This window comes from Mesorhizobium sp. 1M-11 (assembly GCF_001303895.1).
In the GTDB taxonomy this organism is placed as follows: Bacteria; Pseudomonadota; Alphaproteobacteria; order Rhizobiales; family Rhizobiaceae; genus Mesorhizobium.
This window is the reverse complement of the sequence record NZ_LJSD01000001.1, coordinates 18,988-36,541: the sequence shown is the minus strand read 5'-3', so window position 1 is coordinate 36,541 and position 17,554 is coordinate 18,988. Positions and strand designations below refer to the sequence as shown.

At 61.6% G+C, this 17,554-nt stretch carries 18 protein-coding genes; 7 read left to right on the top strand and 11 right to left on the bottom strand.

Going from position 1 to position 17,554, the window contains the following annotated elements:
- The first annotated feature begins 38 nt into the window (after nt 1-38).
- Both AO692_RS00175 and AO692_RS00170 read left to right on the top strand, forming a co-directional pair.
- Nucleotides 39-1,418 carry an aspartate aminotransferase family protein gene (locus tag AO692_RS00175; protein WP_054308011.1) on the top strand — a complete coding sequence of 460 codons (1,380 nt, stop codon included), beginning with the start codon at nt 39-41 and terminating at the stop codon, nt 1,416-1,418.
- Nucleotides 1,419-1,514: 96 nt separating this feature from the next.
- Nucleotides 1,515-1,874 (top strand): hypothetical protein, encoded by a 360-nt coding sequence (locus AO692_RS00170; RefSeq protein WP_054308010.1) that lies wholly within the window; start codon nt 1,515-1,517, stop codon nt 1,872-1,874.
- Nucleotides 1,875-2,171: 297 nt separating this feature from the next.
- On the opposite strand, the gene mmsB is transcribed toward AO692_RS00170, so the two are convergent.
- Both mmsB and AO692_RS00160 read right to left on the bottom strand, forming a co-directional pair.
- On the bottom strand, nt 2,172-3,056 hold the full coding sequence (gene mmsB / locus AO692_RS00165; RefSeq protein ID WP_054308009.1) for a 3-hydroxyisobutyrate dehydrogenase: 885 nt from the start codon (nt 3,054-3,056) through the stop codon (nt 2,172-2,174).
- 117 nt (nt 3,057-3,173) lie between these two features.
- The gene (locus AO692_RS00160) at nt 3,174-4,352 is read right to left on the bottom strand and encodes an isobutyryl-CoA dehydrogenase (protein ID WP_054308008.1); all 1,179 of its coding nucleotides are present in this window, start codon (nt 4,350-4,352) and stop codon (nt 3,174-3,176) included.
- Nucleotides 4,353-4,497: 145 nt separating this feature from the next.
- Between AO692_RS00160 and AO692_RS00155 the strand changes: the two genes are divergently transcribed.
- Nucleotides 4,498-5,100 carry a dimethylsulfonioproprionate lyase family protein gene (locus AO692_RS00155; RefSeq protein WP_054308007.1) on the top strand — a complete coding sequence of 201 codons (603 nt, stop codon included), beginning with the start codon at nt 4,498-4,500 and terminating at the stop codon, nt 5,098-5,100.
- Nucleotides 5,101-5,103: 3 nt separating this feature from the next.
- Complete coding sequence (locus AO692_RS00150) at nt 5,104-6,573, top strand: cobyric acid synthase (protein ID WP_054308006.1); 1,470 nt, start codon at nt 5,104-5,106, stop codon at nt 6,571-6,573.
- Between the two features lie 141 nt (nt 6,574-6,714).
- Here the strand turns inward: AO692_RS00150 and AO692_RS00145 are convergent, their stop codons facing one another.
- From AO692_RS00145 to AO692_RS00135, 4 genes are all read right to left on the bottom strand, one after another.
- Nucleotides 6,715-7,128, bottom strand: a complete 414-nt coding sequence (locus AO692_RS00145) for a VOC family protein (RefSeq protein ID WP_054308005.1) — start codon at nt 7,126-7,128, stop codon at nt 6,715-6,717.
- 203 nt (nt 7,129-7,331) lie between these two features.
- Complete coding sequence (locus tag AO692_RS00140; RefSeq protein ID WP_054308422.1) at nt 7,332-8,153, bottom strand: AraC family transcriptional regulator; 822 nt, start codon at nt 8,151-8,153, stop codon at nt 7,332-7,334.
- A gap of 170 nt (nt 8,154-8,323) precedes the next feature.
- The gene (locus AO692_RS33345; RefSeq protein ID WP_162839650.1) at nt 8,324-8,494 is read right to left on the bottom strand and encodes a hypothetical protein; all 171 of its coding nucleotides are present in this window, start codon (nt 8,492-8,494) and stop codon (nt 8,324-8,326) included.
- Nucleotides 8,495-8,546: 52 nt separating this feature from the next.
- Complete coding sequence (locus AO692_RS00135) at nt 8,547-9,332, bottom strand: TSUP family transporter (protein WP_054308421.1); 786 nt, start codon at nt 9,330-9,332, stop codon at nt 8,547-8,549.
- Nucleotides 9,333-9,445: 113 nt separating this feature from the next.
- Between AO692_RS00135 and AO692_RS00130 the strand changes: the two genes are divergently transcribed.
- Both AO692_RS00130 and AO692_RS00125 read left to right on the top strand, forming a co-directional pair.
- Nucleotides 9,446-9,871 carry a TerB family tellurite resistance protein gene (locus tag AO692_RS00130; protein ID WP_054308004.1) on the top strand — a complete coding sequence of 142 codons (426 nt, stop codon included), beginning with the start codon at nt 9,446-9,448 and terminating at the stop codon, nt 9,869-9,871.
- 34 nt (nt 9,872-9,905) lie between these two features.
- On the top strand, nt 9,906-10,391 hold the full coding sequence (locus tag AO692_RS00125; RefSeq protein WP_161808025.1) for an NUDIX domain-containing protein: 486 nt from the start codon (nt 9,906-9,908) through the stop codon (nt 10,389-10,391).
- Between the two features lie 25 nt (nt 10,392-10,416).
- Here the strand turns inward: AO692_RS00125 and AO692_RS00120 are convergent, their stop codons facing one another.
- From AO692_RS00120 to AO692_RS00105, 4 genes are read right to left on the bottom strand one after another with little or no spacing between them, the layout of a single operon-like run.
- On the bottom strand, nt 10,417-12,099 hold the full coding sequence (locus AO692_RS00120) for a dipeptide ABC transporter ATP-binding protein (protein WP_054308002.1): 1,683 nt from the start codon (nt 12,097-12,099) through the stop codon (nt 10,417-10,419).
- Nucleotides 12,096-12,965 carry an ABC transporter permease gene (locus AO692_RS00115; RefSeq protein WP_054308001.1) on the bottom strand — a complete coding sequence of 290 codons (870 nt, stop codon included), beginning with the start codon at nt 12,963-12,965 and terminating at the stop codon, nt 12,096-12,098. The genes AO692_RS00120 and AO692_RS00115 overlap by 4 nt, the downstream gene beginning before the upstream one ends.
- Nucleotides 12,962-13,909 (bottom strand): ABC transporter permease, encoded by a 948-nt coding sequence (locus tag AO692_RS00110; RefSeq protein WP_054308000.1) that lies wholly within the window; start codon nt 13,907-13,909, stop codon nt 12,962-12,964. Before AO692_RS00110 ends, AO692_RS00115 begins: the two co-directional genes overlap by 4 nt.
- A gap of 26 nt (nt 13,910-13,935) precedes the next feature.
- Nucleotides 13,936-15,417 carry an ABC transporter substrate-binding protein gene (locus tag AO692_RS00105; protein ID WP_054307999.1) on the bottom strand — a complete coding sequence of 494 codons (1,482 nt, stop codon included), beginning with the start codon at nt 15,415-15,417 and terminating at the stop codon, nt 13,936-13,938.
- Nucleotides 15,418-15,597: 180 nt separating this feature from the next.
- Here AO692_RS00105 and AO692_RS00100 point away from each other — a divergent pair, with 180 nt between their 5' ends.
- Nucleotides 15,598-16,107 (top strand): OsmC family protein, encoded by a 510-nt coding sequence (locus tag AO692_RS00100; protein WP_054308420.1) that lies wholly within the window; start codon nt 15,598-15,600, stop codon nt 16,105-16,107.
- On the opposite strand, the gene AO692_RS00095 is transcribed toward AO692_RS00100, so the two are convergent.
- Nucleotides 16,104-17,381: an acetylornithine deacetylase/succinyl-diaminopimelate desuccinylase family protein gene (locus AO692_RS00095; RefSeq protein ID WP_054307998.1), complete on the bottom strand. Its 1,278-nt coding sequence runs from the start codon at nt 17,379-17,381 to the stop codon at nt 16,104-16,106. The genes AO692_RS00100 and AO692_RS00095 overlap by 4 nt on opposite strands.
- Nucleotides 17,382-17,554 lie beyond the last annotated feature (173 nt).

The window sequence follows — 17,554 nt, the reverse complement described above, 5'->3', positions numbered from 1 at the left end:
GCTGTTGCCGGATTGATTCAAAAGGAAAGGCTAATCCAATGACTTATCAGAATTTTTCGCTGAAGCAGCTTCAGCAGATCGATGCCGCGCATCATCTACACCCCTTCACCGATCACAAGGAACTGCGTGGCGCCGGTTCGCGTATCATCACCCACGCCAAGGGACCGTTCATCTACGATTCCGAAGGCGCGGAGATCCTCGACGGCATGGCGGGCCTTTGGTGTGTGAATGTGGGCTATGGCCGCGATGAATTGGCCGATGCCGCCTACGCCCAGATGAAGGAGCTGCCTTATTACAACTCCTTCTTCAAGTGTTCGACACCGACGCCGGTGCTGTTGTCCAAGCGGCTGGCCGAGATCGCGCCTAAGGGCGTGAGCCAGGTCTTTTATGGCTCGTCAGGCTCGGAAGCCAACGACACCGCGCTTCGGCTGGTGCGTCACTTCTGGACGCTGGAAGGCAAGCCGGAGAAGAACCGCATCATCTCGCGCAAGAACGCTTATCACGGCTCGACGGTGGCAGGCACCTCGCTCGGCGGCATGGAAGGCATGCACAACCAGCTCGGTGGGCCGGTGCCAAATATCGTCCATGTGATGATGCCTTACGCCTACGAGCTGGCGCTGCCCGGCGAGAGCGACCATGATTTCGGCCTGCGTGCCGCCAAGGCGGTCGAGGATGCGATCATTGAGGCTGGGGCGGAGAACGTGGCCGCCTTCATCGGCGAGCCAATCATGGGTGCCGGTGGAGTCAAGATCCCGCCCGCCAGCTACTGGCCGGAAGTGCAGCGCATTTGCCGCAAGCACGATGTGCTTCTGATGCTGGATGAGGTGATCACCGGCTATGGTCGCACCGGCGAGTGGTTTGCTGCCGACTATTACGGCATCCAGCCGGACACCATCACCACCGCCAAGGCGCTGACCTCCGGCTACCAGCCGCTGTCGGCACTGCTGGTCGGCGACCGTATAGCCACGACACTGGTCGAAAAGGGCGGCGAATTCTACCACGGCTACACCTATTCCGGTCATCCGGTGGCCTGTGCGGTGGCGATCGCCAATCTGGACATCATCGCCAAGGAAGGGCTGGTCGAGCGGGTCAAGAATGAGACCGGGCCTTATTTCGCCAAGGCGTTGCAGGAGCGCATTGCTGGGCACGACCTGGTCGGCGAAGTCCGCTCGATCGGACTGATGGGTGCCATCGAGATCATCAAGGACAAGGCGACGAAGGAGCGCTTCTCGCCTGCTGGGAGCGCTGCCGTGACCGTACGCGATCACGCCATCGCCAATGGTATGATGCTGCGGGCCACCGGTGATACGATGATCCTTTCGCCGCCGCTGATCTGGACCCGCGACACGATCGACATGGGTTGCGAGCGCATCGGCAAGGCGCTCGACCTCGCCAAGGAAGACCTGCGCCGAGCGTAGCGAGAGCTGACAGTTTGTCACAGGGAGCCGGCGGAACGTTCCGCCGGCTTTCGCATTCGTTATTTCAGGCAAATTCCTTTCAACCTGGATGGTCCCGTGAAAAGCAGTTCTCGAAAGAGATCCCGCCAGCCGGCGGGTGCCAAGGCCGTTGCCGATCTGATGCTCGCGCCGGCGGTCGTGATGCTGCGCCTGCCGGTGATGGCAGCGGAAGCCGGCGGGCTCGCTCGGCGCGGCGAGAGCATGCGGGCGATTTCGGAGAAGGTGGCGGCAGTGACCGAAGGGGTTGCGGCGGCTCAGCTTTCGCTGGTGGATTCGTTCAGTCGCTTCTGGCCTGAGATCATGACGGGGAAAACACCCTCGTTGCTCAATGGTGTGGCTCTTGAACGGTCAGTGCACGCTGCGCTCAAGCCGGCGAGCCGGCGTGTGAAAGCGAATTTCAAGCGGTTGGCGGGGTGATCCCTGGCACATCGACCCAGATTCGACTTCGGCAAGCGCGGCGGTTCAATGGCAAAAACCGCGCTCTCGGGGAACGCGGCTTTGCCAGATACGCATGGCGTTTCGCTACTCGAAAACCTGCGAAACTAACGGCTCCGGTACGCGAGACCTGATCCGGAGCGCGGGGCAGAGCGTTTCGTCCGCCTTGGTTCCGTTCTACAGGCACATCGTTACCGCGTGGTTAGCGAGACCTTAAGCAAATCTAAATTTGCCGATTTTTTGAACTGCATTTTAGGAAAATTGAACAGATAGAACAGCTTATCCGTTCGATCCCCGCAGGAAATTGATGATCCCGGAAAAATCGGCAGCGCCACCGCCCTGCGCGTTGAAGAGCGCATAGAGCTGTGCGGCCTCGGCACCCAGCGGTGTGGCGGCACCGGCAGCCTGGGCGGCTTCCTGGCTGAGTTTCAGGTCTTTCAGCATCAGCGCCGCCGCGAAGCCCGGCTTGTAGTCGCGATTTGCAGGGGAGGCGGGAACCGGGCCAGGCACGGGGCAATAGGACGTCAGCGACCAGCATTGGCCGGACGAGGTCGAGGCGACATCGAACAGCGCCTGATGCGACAGCCCGAGTTTCTCGCCCAGCACGAAAGCTTCGGCCACGCCGATCATCGAGATGCCGAGGATCATGTTGTTGCAGATCTTGGCAGCCTGGCCGGCACCGTCTCCGCCACAATGGACGATACGACCAGCCATCGGCTGCAGCACCGGCTCTGCGCGGGCGAAAGCCTCCTTCGACCCGCCGGCCATGAAGGTAAGCGTGCCCGCGGCAGCACCGCCGGTGCCTCCGGAAACAGGCGCATCGATGGAGAGAAGACCATTTTCGCCAGCGATCGCATGCGCCTTGCGCGCCGACTCGACATCGATGGTGGAGGAATCGATGAATAGGGCACCCTTCGGTGCCCAGGGAGCGATTTCGGCGTAGACCGAGAGCACATGCTTACCGGCCGGCAGCATGGTGATGACGATTTCGGCTTCCTTGACCGCGCTCTGGCCATCCTCGGCGATCGCCAGGCCATGTTCCTTGGCCAGCGCAAGATTTTCCGGGATGAGGTCGACGCCAATGACCTTGTGGCCAGCCTTGACGAGATTGGCGGCCATGGGGTTGCCCATGTTGCCGAGGCCGATGAAGGCGATGGTGGTCATTGGTGGGTCCTCCGGAATTGGAATTGGGCAGTCGGGAGTAGGCAATCGGCAGTCATTAAGCAGAGGCAGAGTCAGCTGGATGGCGACAATCCGTTTCGACTGCCTACTGCCGATTGCCTACTGCCTACCAATCAAATGCCGTGCCACGATCACGCGCATGATCTCATTGGTGCCTTCGAGGATCTGGTGGACCCGCAGGTCGCGAACCAGCTTCTCGACGCCGTAGTCCTGAAGATAGCCGTAGCCGCCGAACAGTTGCAGCGCCTGGTTGGCCACTTCGAAGCCGGTGTCAGTGACGAAACGCTTGGCCATCGCCGACCATTTCGAGGCGTCGTGCGCCTTGGCGTCCAGTTTCGAAGCCGCCGCATAGAGAAAGATACGTGCGGCCTGCAACTCCGTCTCCATGTCGGCCAGCCTGAACTGCAACGCCTGGAACTGGTTGATGGTGGAGCCAAAGGCTTTGCGTTCGCCGGTATAGGCCAGCGCCTTGTCGAGCGCCGACTGTGCGCCGCCGAGCGAACAGGCAGCGATGTTCAGCCGTCCGCCGTCGAGACCGGCCATTGCAATCTTGAATCCCATGCCCTCGTCGGACAGAAGGTTCTCGGCCGGCACCTTGCAATCTTCGAAAATGACGGTGCGGGTGGACTGCATGTGCCAGCCCATCTTGTGTTCGTTGGCGCCGAAGGAAAGACCGGGCGCGTCCTTGGGCACCACCAGAGTGGAAATGCCCTTCGGGCCGTCCTCGCCGGTGCGCACCATGGCGACATAGACGTCGGAATCGCCGGCGCCTGAAATGAATTGCTTGGCGCCGTTGACGACGTAGTCGGAACCATTGCCACCCGAGCGGGTCGCCTTGGTCTTCAGCGCGGCTGCGTCGGAACCCGAGCCCGGTTCGGTCAGGCAGTAGCTGGCCAGCCATTCCATGGAGGTCAGCCTCGGCAGAAAGCGCTGGCGCTGTTCGTCGTTGCCGAAGCGATCGATCATGGACGCCGCCATGTTGTGGATCGAAATGAAGGAGGAGAAGGCCGGGCAGGCACGCGCCAGTGCCTCGAAGATCAGCACCGCGTCAAGCCGGCCAAGCGCGGAGCCGCCGACATCGTCGCGTACATAGATGCCGCCAAGTCCGAGCGGCCCGGTTTCGCGGATTACATCGGCTGGGAAATGCTTGGCCCTGTCCCATTCGAGCGCATTCGGCGCGACCCGCTCGTCGGCAAAAGCCTCCGCCATGGTCTGGATGGCGCGCTGGTCTTCGTTGAGTTCGAACTGGCCGCTGGCCGCCGTCGTGACGGTATCCATGGCGTCCTCCCGAATATGTCGTTTTTGGCTATGCGTGGACAGCAATCTAGACCAATGATGCGCCCGCGCAACCCGACCTTAGGGATCAATCCAGCGAAGGATCGAGGCAAAGCGGCTGTGCAGGAATGCGAGAGCGGAGCGTGTGGTGACGACGAATTTTGATGAGCTGCTGGAGGCGTTCCATGCCTTTCTGCGGTTCGAGGAAGCTTCCCTGGCGCACGATGCAGCAGCGGACATCGACTGGGGGATGCCCGCCCGTCGACTGGAGCCGAAGGCAATTTCATGTATGCGCCATCTCGACCGTATTCGCGAAATCGCACCGGCCGCGGCTCAGCCACTCGTTCGTTTGCTTGCCGGCAACCGGGAGGTCCTGCGCTGGGGGCAAACCTATACGGAAAAGGATTTCGGTCACGATTTTCTCGACAATTACGGCTGGGTGGAAGTGTTCGGCACGCGTGGCCATTTTGCCAATGACAAGGTGGCCGGCGGTTTCCTGATCCTGGGCCCGGAGGTCGTCTACCCGGATCATCATCATGAGGCTGAGGAGATCTACATTCCGCTGACCGACGGCACCGGCTGGCGCAAGGGCGAAGGCGCCTTCCAGGTGCGCGGCGCCGGTGAGGTGATCCATCATCCTTCCAACGTCAACCACGCCATGAAGACCGGCGTCGAACCACTGCTTGCGCTTTATCTCTGGCGCGGCGGTCCACTGGCAGCGAAGTCGACCTTAGCCGGCGGAGAGGCGTGAACCATGGCGCGGGCGGTCATGCTCCAGGGCACGGGCTCGGATGTCGGCAAGACGGTGCTGGTCGCGGGGCTTTGCCGGGCGGCACGTAAGCGCGGGCTGAAGGTGAGACCCTTCAAGCCGCAGAACATGTCGAACAATGCCGCCGTGGCCGAAATTCCCGGTGAAACCGGGGGTGGCGAAATCGGGCGAGGGCAATGGTTGCAAGCACTTGCCTGCGGCGTCCCGCCCACGGTGCACATGAACCCTGTGCTGCTGAAACCGCAGACGGATATCGGCTCGCAGGTGATCGTGCAGGGCAAGATGTTCGGCGAGGCGCGGGCAAGAGATTACCAGACCATGAAGGGCCGACTGCTGGAGGCGGTGCTGGATTCCTGGGGAAAAGTGGGTGAGGGCGCGGATCTCGTCATCGTCGAAGGCGCCGGTTCGCCTGCGGAAATCAATCTGAGGCCTCGCGACATCGCCAATATGGGCTTTGCCACGCGCGCCGGCGTGCCGGTGGTACTGGTCGGCGACATCGATCGCGGTGGGGTGATCGCCTCGGTGGCAGGCACGCACCTGATCCTGCCGGAGGAAGACCGGCGCATGATCGCCGGTTACCTCATCAACAAGTTCCGCGGTGACGTTACGCTGTTCGACGACGGCATCAAGGCGATCGAAAGTTTCACCGGCTGGCGTTGCTTCGGCGTGGTGCCCTGGCTGAAGGCGGCGTCGCGGTTGCCGTCGGAAGATTCAGTGGTGCTGGAACGACTGGCAGCGGGTGAGAAGCGAGCGTTGAAGGTTGCCGTACCGATGCTGTCACGCATCGCCAATTTCGACGACCTCGACCCACTGAAGGCCGAACCGCAGGTGGAAGTGGTGTTCGTGCCACCCGGAAAGCCGTTGCCGGCCGATGCCGGGCTTGTCGTCATCCCCGGTTCGAAGTCGACCATCGGTGATCTTCTGCATCTGCGTGAGCAGGGTTGGGATCGCGACCTTGCTGCCCACGTTCGGCGTGGTGGTCACGTCGTCGGCATCTGCGGGGGCTTCCAGATGCTGGGGCGCGTTGTGCGCGACCCTCAAGGTATCGAGGGCAGTATACGCGAAACCGAAGGGTTGGGCCTGCTCGATATCGAAACCGTGATGGAACCCGAAAAGACCGTGCGCACCAGCAATGCACGTTCCGCCATGTTCGACCTGCCGCTGGATGGCTACGAGATCCATCTCGGCCGCACCACGGGGCCGGATTGCCGACGCCCGGCAACGATCATCAACAATGTCCCGGACGGCGCACTCTCCGCTGACGGCAAGGTGTTCGGTACCTACCTGCATGGACTGTTCGGAGCGGATGCCTTTCGCGCCCGCTTTCTGGAAAGCCTTGGTATCGCTGGTGGCGGCATCGATTACCGGGTGAGTGTCGAGACCGCGCTGGATGATATCGCGGCAGCTTTGGAGACGCATCTCGACTGCGACGCGCTTTTTTCTCTGGCGCGGTAGAATTGCGTAAAAACAAAGTGCTGGAGCGTTTCCGAGCGGAAATACTCTAGCTTCGGGACTGCGTGGCGGATTTCGCGCTGGGGCTGCCCAGCGCGAAATCCGGGCGCGCCACGCCCTTTTCGGGGAACGGATGCCGGTGTCTCAGTTTGGCTTGTCGCCGGTTTTCGGCCAGTAGGTGCCGAGCGACCAGACATTGCCCTCCGGGTCGCGGCAGATGAATTCACGGCTTCCGTAGCCTCGGTCAGTCAGGCCCTCGAGGATTTCGGCACCAGCCGCTTGCGCGCGCGTGAAAGCCGCGTCCGCGTCATCGACCGCAATGTAGATGGAACGCCCGTTAGGACCGGGTTCGCCGACGATTTCGCCGAAGCGGTCGCAGCGCGAGGAGCCAAGCATGATCATGGCTGAACCTAGGGCGAGTTCGGCATGCTGGATGACGTCGCCTTCGCCGTAACTGGCATGCACGGTGAAACCGAAGGCCTTGTCGAGCCAATCGATCATTGCGGGCGCATCGCGAAAGCGCATGACGGGGTAGAGGCGGGGTGGTTCGACGGACATGGTGGTCTCCTGTCAGGTTGGTCGATGCGCCATCCTGGCAGGACGCCATAGGAGCGTCTTGAACAAATGTTACCTTAGAGCGTTTCCGATTTTCTCGGAAACGCGGAAACGCTCTAACCCTTTATTTTACGCAATTCCGGACGGAAAACCGCTACGCACTTTTCCTGGAATTGCTCTAGGCTTCAGGCGCGAACGGTGACCACTCAGCCCGAAAGCGTGCTTGGCGTGGCGCCAGCAAAGTCCCGAAATTCACGCGCCAGATGTGCCTGGTCGGCGTAGCCGCAGTCGGCGGCGATGCCGGCCCAGTTGTCATCGCCGCGGCGTGACAGCGCGAGCGCGCGGTTGAAGCGCACCATGCGCGCCACCGTCTTGGGCGCCATGCCGGTGGCGTCGCGAAAGCGCTCGACCAGATGCTTGCGACTCCAGGCAAGTTCAGTGGCTATCGTGCCGATGCGGGCCTTGCCGCCGCTTTCCAGCACCCGCTCCACTGCCCAGGCGACCTGCGGTCCCTGCGCAGGCGTTGCGGCCAATCTGCGGGTGATAAAGGCTTCCACTGTGTCGAAGCGACGGTCCCAGTCAGGTTCGTTGCCAAGCACTTCGCGCAAGGCATGACCTCCCGCCCCCAAGACATCGTCCAACGGTACCATGCGGTCGGTCAGTTCGCTGAGCGACATGCCGAAGAAGCGCCGTGCGCCGGCGAGCGTGAAATTCACCTGCAGACAGCAGGATTGGCCGAAGGAATCGATCAGCACCGGTCCGGCATAAAGGCCGGCAGCGAAACTGTGATAGCGGTCGTCCTTGCTTGGCGCGCGGCCGAGAGCGATCGCGAAGGGCGCTTCGAAATTGATGACCAGCGGCACAGCTAAAGGCGCATATTCGACCTGGCGGTAGTGGCCGCCAGTCGTTTCGCGATAGCCACAAATATCGGTGACGAAAGACCGCAACCTCGGCGCCGGAGCCCGGCGCAGCACGACAAACTGCTGCGGCGAGGTTTCCTCGTCTCTATCCTTGTATTCGGCGGGCATCGCCATCTCCCAGAGCAATTCCAGGACAAGTGTATAACGGTTTTCCACCCGGAATTGCTTAAAAACAAAGAGTTAGAGCGTTTCCGCGTTTCCGTGAAAACGGAAACGCTCTAATGGCTGAAGCATAGCGGTTGCCCGCCGAAGCCGAAAGGATCGCCCTATCGTTCCCGTCAGGCGCCGCGCAACAGGCAGGCGACCGCAAGGATGACGTAGGCGAGCGTCATGACCCAGAAGGCCGAGATCGCGCCGAGGCTGAACACGCCAAGCCCCATCAGCAGAGCGATGACGGCAATGACGACCGTGATGATGAAGACGATTTGGGTAGGTGCGCTGAGATTCATGTTTGGACCCTCTCCACATGATTCGTGCACAGCAATCCTACCAGTTGTCGGACTAGACCCCAATCAGGACGCGCAGGGGGTTGCTTGGGTCGACCAGAAGCTTGGCGGCAAGCGCGACACAGGTCAGCACCAGCAGTGGCTTGATCAGCTTCGAGCCGACGCGAACGGCAAGGCTCGCTCCGAGCCTGGCTCCCAGGAACTGCGCTATGCCCATGACGATGCCGACCTTCCAGGCGATCACACCAACCATGGCGAAAACCGCGAAGGCACCGATGTTGGAGGCGAAATTGAGCAACTTGGTGTGGGCGGTGGCTTTGAGCACGCCGTAGCCGGCGAGCGCAACGAAGGCCAGCATGAAGAAAGAGCCGGCGCCTGGGCCGAACAGCCCGTCGTAGAAGCCGATGGCCGGGATAACAGTGAAGCCGAGCAGGAATGGCGATAGCCGCTCGGTACGGTCGACGTCGTTCATGTTGGGCTTCAGCGCGAAATAAAGCGCTATGGCGATCAGGATGAGAGGCAATGCGGCGCGCAGTATGTCGCCCGGAACGATCGTTGCGGCGAGCGCGCCGAGCACACTGCCTGCCAGTGACATCAGGGCCGAAGGCCATTGCTTAAGCGGGTCGACCTGGCCCTTGGCGGCGTAGGCGAGTGTCGCCGATCCCGAGCCGAACAGCCCCTGCAATTTATTGGTGCCGAGCGCCTCGATCGGCGAGAACCCGGCCAGAAGCAATGCCGGGATGGTGATCAGCCCACCACCGCCGGCGATGGAATCGATGATGCCGGCCACGAAAGCGGCAAGGCCGAGCATGGCGATGGTTTGAACGGTGAGGTCGATCATCGGGCGGAAGGCGCCGGGGAACAATTGGAGGGACAGCGGCGTTCGATCACAGCAGGCACGTTTGCGCAAGGGCCAAACCACGCTACGAATGAACATCGATTCGGGAGGACGCGATGGCGATTGTGCTGCTGGACAAGATTCGTTCAATCTTCGAAGGTGATCCCGGCGTGCGCAAGGTCGCGGATGACCCGGTCCTGTCGGCCGAGCTCCTGATGCTGTTTCGCATGATCCTCGCCGACGGCTCGGTTTCGGAAAGCGAGATGGAGGCATTCCGACGCATCTGTTCCGGCTCTTTCGGTATCCCGGAAGACAGCATCGATGCGGTGATCGAATATCTCAACGAATACGGCTACGAGACCAACGGCTCGCAGGCCGTGGCTATGTTCCGTGATCTCGACACGGAGCGGAAACGATTGCTGGCGCAGCACATGGCCGAGATCGCCAAGGCCGACCGCCATCTTGCCGAGAATGAGGTGAAGCTTTTACGCCGCACGCTCGAACTGCTCGGCATCAGCCCTGTGGACGTGGTGAAGCCTTAGCTGATGCTGTGATCGGCCAATAGAGGGCGGTGATTTGAGCTTCGCTGACAGCTATCTGGGGCGGCTGAGGCAATTGGTCGGAAACCGCCTCATACTGGTGCCCGGCGCACGTATCGTCGTCGAGCGCGAGGACGGCTGTATCCTTCTGCACAAGCGGACAGACTTCAATATGTGGGGCTTGCCGGGCGGCAGCGCCGAGGAAGGCGAGAACATCGAAACGATCATCATCCGGGAGGTTGCCGAGGAGACGGGGCTGGTCGTCAGCAATGTCAAACCTTTCGCCTACGGCAGCGATCCTCGCTACGAAACCTTTGAGTTTCCAAATGGCGACCGGACCCAGTTCTTCGCGCTGATTTTCTATACGCGTTCATTCACGGGCGAAGCCGCTGTCACGGATGATGAAAGCAGCGCCGTTGGATGGTTCGCTCCCGATGCGTTGCCCGATATGCTGCCCAACATGGCGCGCAGCATCGAGGCCTATGTCCGGTTCAGGAAGACCGGCGAATTCCAGATGATTTAGGCCGTGGCCTGCTGACGCGGGCCGCTTATCCCTGCTCCTGCATTTTCCTTGCGAGTGCGCGATGGAGGTCCGGGGCAGCTGCAACGAGTGCCTTCGCGGCTTCCGATTGCGGACGGTCGAGAATTTCCTTTGTCGCGCCGCGCTCGACGATGCGCCCCTCATGCATGACCAGCACCTCGTCGGTGATCGCGCGAGCGACGGTAAGGTCGTGCGTGATGAAGAGATAGGCAACGCCCAGCCGGGCGTTCAGGTCGGCGAAGAGGTCGAGGATCTGGGCACGGATCGAGACATCGAGGGCGGAAACCGGTTCGTCGGCGACGATCAACCTCGGTCGCGTGATGATGGCGCGGGCAATCGACAGGCGCTGCCGCTGGCCACCTGAGAATTCGTGCGGATATTTGTCGAGATCCGCGGAGCCGAGCCCGACTTCGTGCAATGCGTGTGCCGCCATTTCACGGCGTTCGGCCGGCGTTGGCTTTTTTTCCAGCAGATGCAGGGGCTCGGCGACAAGCTTCTCCACCTTCTGGCGTGGATCGAAGGAGCCGTAAGGGTCCTGGAACACCACCTGCATGTTGCGCCGGGCCGGTTTCAACTCCGCTTCGTCGCGATGTGAGATCGTCTCACCGCGGAAACGGATTGCGCCGGCGCTCGGCTTGTCGAGCGCCAGGATCATGCGCGCCAGCGTGGATTTCCCACAGCCCGAGCGGCCGACCAGCGCGACCGATTGAGCGGGCGCTATATCAAGCGAAACATCATCGACGGCATGGATGGGAGTGCCCCGACCGAAGAAGGAGGTGCGGCGGCCCGGATAAAGGCGCGAGACATTTTCGACCGAAACGAGGGGTGTTTTATTTGGTGTGTCGACGTTCCTTTCTGAGGCAACCCCCTCTGTCGCGTTCGACGACATCTCCCCCGCAAGGGGGGAGAATGGCCGGCGTTTCGGCACGTGCATCGAGGCCAGGGCCAATTGCCGGGTGTAGGGATGTACCTGTCCGGACAGGGTTTGTGCGGTCTCGCCGGCTTCCATCACCTCGCCATGGCGCATGATGGTGATGCGGTCCGACATTTCGGTGACGACGGCAAGGTCGTGCGAAATGAGCAGCAGGCCCATATTGTTCTCGTGTACGAGATCGCGCAGCAGGTCGAGGATCTGCGCCTGCAGCACGACGTCGAGCGCTGTGGTCGGCTCATCCGCGATGAGCAGCTTCGGTTTCAGCGCGCAGGCGATCGCGATGACGACGCGCTGGCGCTGGCCGCCGGAGAGTTCATGCGGGTAGCGCGTCAGCGGGAATTTGGCTTCCGGCAGCCCGACCCGGTCGAGGATTTTCCGGGCGCGCTCTTCCGCCTCGGCACGGCCGGCCCTGGTATGCCAGCGAATGCCTTCGGCGACCTGCTCGCCGATGGTCTTGACCGGGTTGAGTGCGGTCATCGGTTCCTGGAACACCATGCCGATGTCATCGCCGCGCAGAGCGCACATCTGATCTTCGGTGGCGGCAAGGATATCGATGCCGTCGAAGCGCACGCTGCCGGCCGCCTCGGCGGTGAAGGGCAGGAGCTGCATCACCGTCATCGCCGTCATCGATTTGCCGGAGCCGGATTCACCGACAAGGCCTACGACCTCGCCGGGGGCGACTGAAAGATCCACATCCTTCAGGATCGACCGGTTGCCGATGGTGAGCGACAGGTTTTCGATCTCGAGCAGACTCATCGCCGCCGCCGTGATTTGGGATCGAGGATATCGGCGACGCCGTCACCCAGCAGGTTGAGCGCCAGGACCGTGATGACGATGGCCATGCCTGGGAAGACCGCCATCCAGGGCGCTTGTGCCATGCGCGTCTGCGCCTCGAACAGCATGCGACCCCAGCTCGGCATTGGCGGCTGGGCGCCCAGGCCGACATAGGACAGGCTGGCTTCGGCCAGGATGCCCAGCGCGAACTGGATGGTGCCCTGCACCAGAAGCAAGGTCGCGATATTGGGCAGGACATGCTCCAGCGTGATCAGAGCTTTGCCCTTGCCGGCGGCGCGGGCGGCAAGAATGTATTCGCGCGGCCAGATGGCAAGTGCGCCGGCGCGGGCGACGCGGGCAAAGACCGGAATGTTGAAAATGCCGATTGCGATGATGGCGTTGATGGCGCCAGGGCCGAAGATCGCGGTGATCATGATGGCCGACAACAGTGCCGGAAAGGCGAAGACGAGGTCGTTCAGTCGCATCAGCACTTCATCGACAAGACCGCCACGCGCTGCTGCCCAGCAGCCCAGCGGCACGCCGATGCCCATGCCGATGCCGACGGCGACCAGGGCAACGGCAATGGAATTGCGCGCGCCGACCATGATCATCGACAGCACGTCTCTGCCGAAATGATCGGTGCCGAACCAGTGCGCGGCAGATGGGGCAAGTAATTTGTCGGAGATCACCAGTCTGGTGACATCATAAGGCGTCCACAGAAAGGAGAGGGCGGCCATTCCCGCAACCAGCATGGCGACGAGGAAGCCAGCGATGAAGGATTTGTGATGCAAGGCCCTGGTGGCCAGCGAAGCCAGCTTCTCACGCGGGATTTCAGTCTGCAGTGTCACGAGCGCCCCCGCAGGCGCGGGTCGACCACGGCGTAGGAGAAGTCAACCAGGAGATTGACGAGGATCACGGTTGCGACCAGCAGCATGACGACGCTTTCCACCACGATCAGGTCGCGTTGGGTGATGGCCTGAAAGATCAGCCGGCCGAGGCCCGGCAGGTAAAAGACGTTTTCGATGATGATGGTGCCGGCAAGCAGGAAAGCGAATTGCAGGCCGAGAATCGTCAGCACCGGGATCATGGCGTTGCGCAACGCATGTCGCCAAAGCACGGTACGATAAGGCATGCCCTTGGCGCGGGCGGTGCGGATATAGTCTTCCGACAGCACTTCGATCAGGGCCTGGCGGGTGACGCGGGCGAGGATCGCCGCCTGCGGAAGCGCCAGGGCAATAGCGGGCAAGATCAGTGCTTTCAGCGCTGGCCAGATGCCCGCGCTCCAGCCGGGAAAGCCGCCAGCCGGCACCCACTTCAGCCATACCGCGAAGAGATAGATCAGAAGCAGCGCGAACCAGAAATTGGGCACTGCAACGCCGACCTGCGAAGCGCCCATCGAGACGGTGTCGCCGAGGCGCCCCTGGCGCGAGGCCGCATAAAGGCCAACGGGAATGGCAATCATGGTCGACAAAGCGAGCGCAATCAGCGCCAGCGGCAGCGAGACGGCGACACGCTCGCGGACCAGGTCGATCACCGGTACCGAATAGGTATAGGAGCGGCCGAAATCGAGCACGGCGAGGTTGCCGATCCAGTGAAAGTAGCGCAGCAGCAGCGGGTCATTCAGCCCCATCTGCGTGCGTACCTGCTCGACCTGCTCGGCACTGGCATTCATGCCGAGCATCAGGCGTGCCGGATCGCCGGGCAGGATCTCCAGCACGGCAAACACGACGACCGAAGCCAGCACCAGAGTGGCGAAGGCGATGGCGACGCGCTTGAGGAGATAGGCGGTCATCGGATGACGTCGTCACGCCACCCTGGTCAATCGTTCCACTTAACCTTGGTGAGGTCATTGGCCGGCACCGGCTGGTTCTGCCACAGGCCTTCGATCTTGGCGTCCCAGACGCCGACCTTCGGCAGTTCGAACAGGAAACCCACCACGGCATCGTCTGCGAGGATCTTCTGCGCCTTGCCGAGCAGCTCCTTGCGCTTGCCTTCGTCGGCGGTGACATCAAGCTCCTGGATGACCTCGTTGAACTCCGGGTTCTGATAATTGAAGTAGTAGTCCTTGCGCGCATAGATGCCGATATCGTTGGGCTCGACATGGGAGACGATGGTGAGGTCGTAGTCCTTCTTGGTGAAGACCTGATCCAGCCACTGTGCCCATTCCACCGGGACGATCTCGGCCTCGATGCCGACGTCGCGCAGTTGCGAGGCGATGATCTCGCCGCCGAGGCGGGCATAAGGTGGCGGCGGCAGCTTCAGCGTTACCTTGGTTCCGCCCTCCAGGCCGGCTTCCTTGAGAAGCTCCTTCGCCTTGGCGGGATCGTGGGGATAGGTGCCGGTCAGGTCGATGTAGTCCTTGCTGGACGGGGACATGTGCGACCCGATCGGCTGGCCGAGGCCCTCCGAAGCGCCATCGATGATTGCCTTGCGGTCGAGCGCATAGGAGACCGCCTGGCGGACCTTGAGCTGGTCGAATGGCGGTTTGCCGTTGTTCATGGCAAGGATGGTCTCGCCTTCGGTCGAGCCGACCACGACCTTGAAGCGCGGATCCGACTGGAACTGGGAGAGGCTGTCGCTTGTCGGCATGTTGGGGAAGGCCTGCACGTCGCCGGACAGCATGGCCGGAACAGCGGCAGAGGCATCGGGAATGAATCGGAATTCGGCCTTGTCGAGATAGACCGGGTCGCCCCAATAATTGTCAGACTTCACAAGCGTTACGGAAGAGCCCTTCGCCCAGTTCTGGAACTTGAAGGGACCAGTGCCGATCGGTTTTTCCTTGTTGGTTTCAGCGCTTTCAGGCGCCACGATCACCGCGTCGCCCCAGCCCATATTGTAAAGGAAAGAGCCTTGCGGTTGCTTCAAAGTGACCTTCACGGTCGTCGGATCGACGACGTCGACGGTGTCGATGGCCGCGAAGAGCTGTTTCTGGGCGTTCTGGGAGTTTTCAGCACGGGCACGATCGAGCGAGAACTTGACGTCAGACGCGTCGAAATCGCTGCCGTCATGGAACTTCACGCCGGTGTGCAGCTTGAACGTATAGACTTTGCCGTCCTCGGAAATCGTCCAGCTTTCGGCGAGATCCGGCAGTACTTCGCCGTTGGGGCCGATACGGGTGAGGCCTTCGAAGATGTTGGCATAGGTGACCTCGCGGATGGCGGCGGCTGCACCGGCTGTCGGGTCGAGATGCGGCGGCTCCAGCACCATGCCGAGCACCAGATCGGTGCGCGCGGCGAACGCTGCCGTGCTGGAGCCAAGTGCCACGGCGGTAGCAGCCAAAACCGTCTTCCAGAGCCTCATCGCAATTCCCCTCGTTATTCCGCTTGTTTAGCTCGGGCGGGATAGAAGCGTGAAATTCCAACGGAGTAAATCACGTTTGTTTTCCTCGATGATGTCGATGGGGAAATCTTGTGCCAATATATCGGCGATATCTGGTGCGCCACGGCAGTGGTGACGCGCAACGGGCGGGAGGATGTGACGATGGATGCCGCAACACTCAAGACGCTGCAGGCTCCTCTCAAGGGAACCTATCGCGAGACACCTGAAAAAGCACTCGTCACCTTGCGCGCCAAAGGCTCGATCGATGATCAGTCGATCGCTTGCAAGGTGGAAACCGGCCGCGCCTTGGCAACGGCGGGCCTTCACCCGGCAACCGGCGGCAGCGGGTTGGAATTGTGCTCCGGCGACATGCTGCTCGAGGCGCTGGTTGCCTGCGCCGGGGTAACGCTCAAGGCCGTCGCAACTGCGCTCGAATTCCAGCTGGACGGCGCCACGGTAACCGCCGAGGGAGATCTCGATTTTCGCGGCACGCTGGGCGTCGCCAAGGATACGCCGGTCGGGTTCAGGGCAATAAGGCTGGGTATCCAGCTTCAGACGGACGAACCGCAGGAACGAATTGATTCGCTTGTGAAACTCACCGAACGTTATTGCGTGGTGTTCCAGACGATCAATCAGCGGCCGGAGCTATCTGTGACGGCACAGCGGCTCTAGTTTCGTCCACCCCGCAACAGCACGTTCAGCCCGATCGCCATCACCTTGGCCGACTGCACCATGTCCTCAATGCCGACCCATTCGTCCGGTCGGTGGGCAAGGTCGAGTATGCCTGGGCCATAGGCGATGCAATCGAAGATATGGCCGATACGGGCAACGTGTTTCTGGTCGTAGGTGCCAGGTGAAATCACATAGTCCGGTTCGCGCTCGAACACCTGCATGATGCCTTCGGCCACCGCCTTGACTACTGGCGCGTCGCGCTCGGTCATCGTCGGTTGCACTTCCATGACATCGCGGATGCGGTAGTCGAATTTCATCCGCTCACACTTCAACCGATCGAGTATGTCGATCACCTCGCGCTTCACATCGTCCAGCTTTTCTTCGAGCAGGAAGCGGCGATCGATGGTGAGCCGGCATGAGTCCGGCACGTTGGGCGAGGGCAGGCCCGGCTTGAAGTCCTCAGTCTGGCCGCCATGGATCGAATTGATGTTCATGGTCGAGCGTCGCGCTCCTTCCGGCACCACCGGCATCGAGGTCTGTTTTCTGTCGAGCGCCGGGAAGAGGTCTGCCTCGAACGCCGCCAGCACGGCGCCCATATGGCGCACGGCATTGTCGCCGAGGAAGGGCATCGAGCCATGTGCGATCTCGCCCAACGTCTCGATCTCGGCCCACCAGACACCGCGATGGCCAAGGCAGATGCGGTCCTTGTTGAGGGGTTCAGGGATGATGACGTGGTCGACCTTGGGTTTCGAGAAGTAGCCTTTGCCAGCCAGGTAGGCGACACCACCGAACCCGCCGGATTCCTCGTCCACCGTGCCCGATATCTCGATGGCGCCGGGAAAATCGGGATAGGCATCCATGAAGGCTTCGACTGCGATGATGGAGGCGGCAAGCCCACCTTTCATGTCACAGGCGCCACGGCCGTAGACACGGCCATCCTTCACCACACCGGCAAAGGGGTCGACCGTCCAGCCTTCGCCGGCTTCGACCACATCGATATGCGAGTTGAAATGCACGGTGGGGCCGGGCGAACGACCGTCGAAACGCGCGACCACATTGATACGCGGATAGCGGTCGTTGTCGCCCGGCGTGCCTTCGCCGCGGATCAGTTCAACGCCGAAGCCGCGCTTCTTCAGACGTTCGGCGATGAATTCCGCACAAGGGCGATACGCCTCGCCGGGCGGGTTCACGGTCGGAAAGCGGATCAGGTCGGCGGTCAGCGCGACAAGCTCGTCGGTGCGGGCCTCGATGCCTTGCAGGAGTCGGTCGGTCATACGCGAAGTTGAGCAGGGAACGGCCATGCCTTGCAAGAGCCTGCGCGTTGATCCAGCCGCCAGGCGCCAGTTGCGTCGGCAGTCCGTTCAAATCTGCGTCAACAGGCTTGTCACAAGGTCTTTTGTGTAAAGCTGATCACTGTTCTTTTAACCTTTGAAAGATAGTGTGAGCG

What these genes read in the sequence shown, in the direction of transcription:
- AO692_RS00110 (WP_054308000.1), bottom strand. Translation starts at nt 13,909, where the DNA reads ATGACCGCCTATCTCCTCAAGCGCGTCGCCATCGCCTTCGCCACTCTG.
- AO692_RS00160 (WP_054308008.1), bottom strand. Translation starts at nt 4,352, where the DNA reads ATGGATACCGTCACGACGGCGGCCAGCGGCCAGTTCGAACTCAACGAA.
- AO692_RS00140 (WP_054308422.1), bottom strand. Translation starts at nt 8,153, where the DNA reads ATGCCCGCCGAATACAAGGATAGAGACGAGGAAACCTCGCCGCAGCAG.
- AO692_RS00095 (WP_054307998.1), bottom strand. Translation starts at nt 17,381, where the DNA reads ATGACCGACCGACTCCTGCAAGGCATCGAGGCCCGCACCGACGAGCTT.
- AO692_RS00105 (WP_054307999.1), bottom strand. Translation starts at nt 15,417, where the DNA reads ATGAGGCTCTGGAAGACGGTTTTGGCTGCTACCGCCGTGGCACTTGGC.
- AO692_RS00130 (WP_054308004.1), top strand. Translation starts at nt 9,446, where the DNA reads ATGGCGATTGTGCTGCTGGACAAGATTCGTTCAATCTTCGAAGGTGAT.
- AO692_RS00135 (WP_054308421.1), bottom strand. Translation starts at nt 9,332, where the DNA reads ATGATCGACCTCACCGTTCAAACCATCGCCATGCTCGGCCTTGCCGCT.
- mmsB (WP_054308009.1), bottom strand. Translation starts at nt 3,056, where the DNA reads ATGACCACCATCGCCTTCATCGGCCTCGGCAACATGGGCAACCCCATG.
- AO692_RS00100 (WP_054308420.1), top strand. Translation starts at nt 15,598, where the DNA reads ATGGATGCCGCAACACTCAAGACGCTGCAGGCTCCTCTCAAGGGAACC.
- AO692_RS00175 (WP_054308011.1), top strand. Translation starts at nt 39, where the DNA reads ATGACTTATCAGAATTTTTCGCTGAAGCAGCTTCAGCAGATCGATGCC.
- AO692_RS00120 (WP_054308002.1), bottom strand. Translation starts at nt 12,099, where the DNA reads ATGAGTCTGCTCGAGATCGAAAACCTGTCGCTCACCATCGGCAACCGG.
- AO692_RS00145 (WP_054308005.1), bottom strand. Translation starts at nt 7,128, where the DNA reads ATGTCCGTCGAACCACCCCGCCTCTACCCCGTCATGCGCTTTCGCGAT.
- AO692_RS33345 (WP_162839650.1), bottom strand. Translation starts at nt 8,494, where the DNA reads ATGAATCTCAGCGCACCTACCCAAATCGTCTTCATCATCACGGTCGTC.
- AO692_RS00150 (WP_054308006.1), top strand. Translation starts at nt 5,104, where the DNA reads ATGGCGCGGGCGGTCATGCTCCAGGGCACGGGCTCGGATGTCGGCAAG.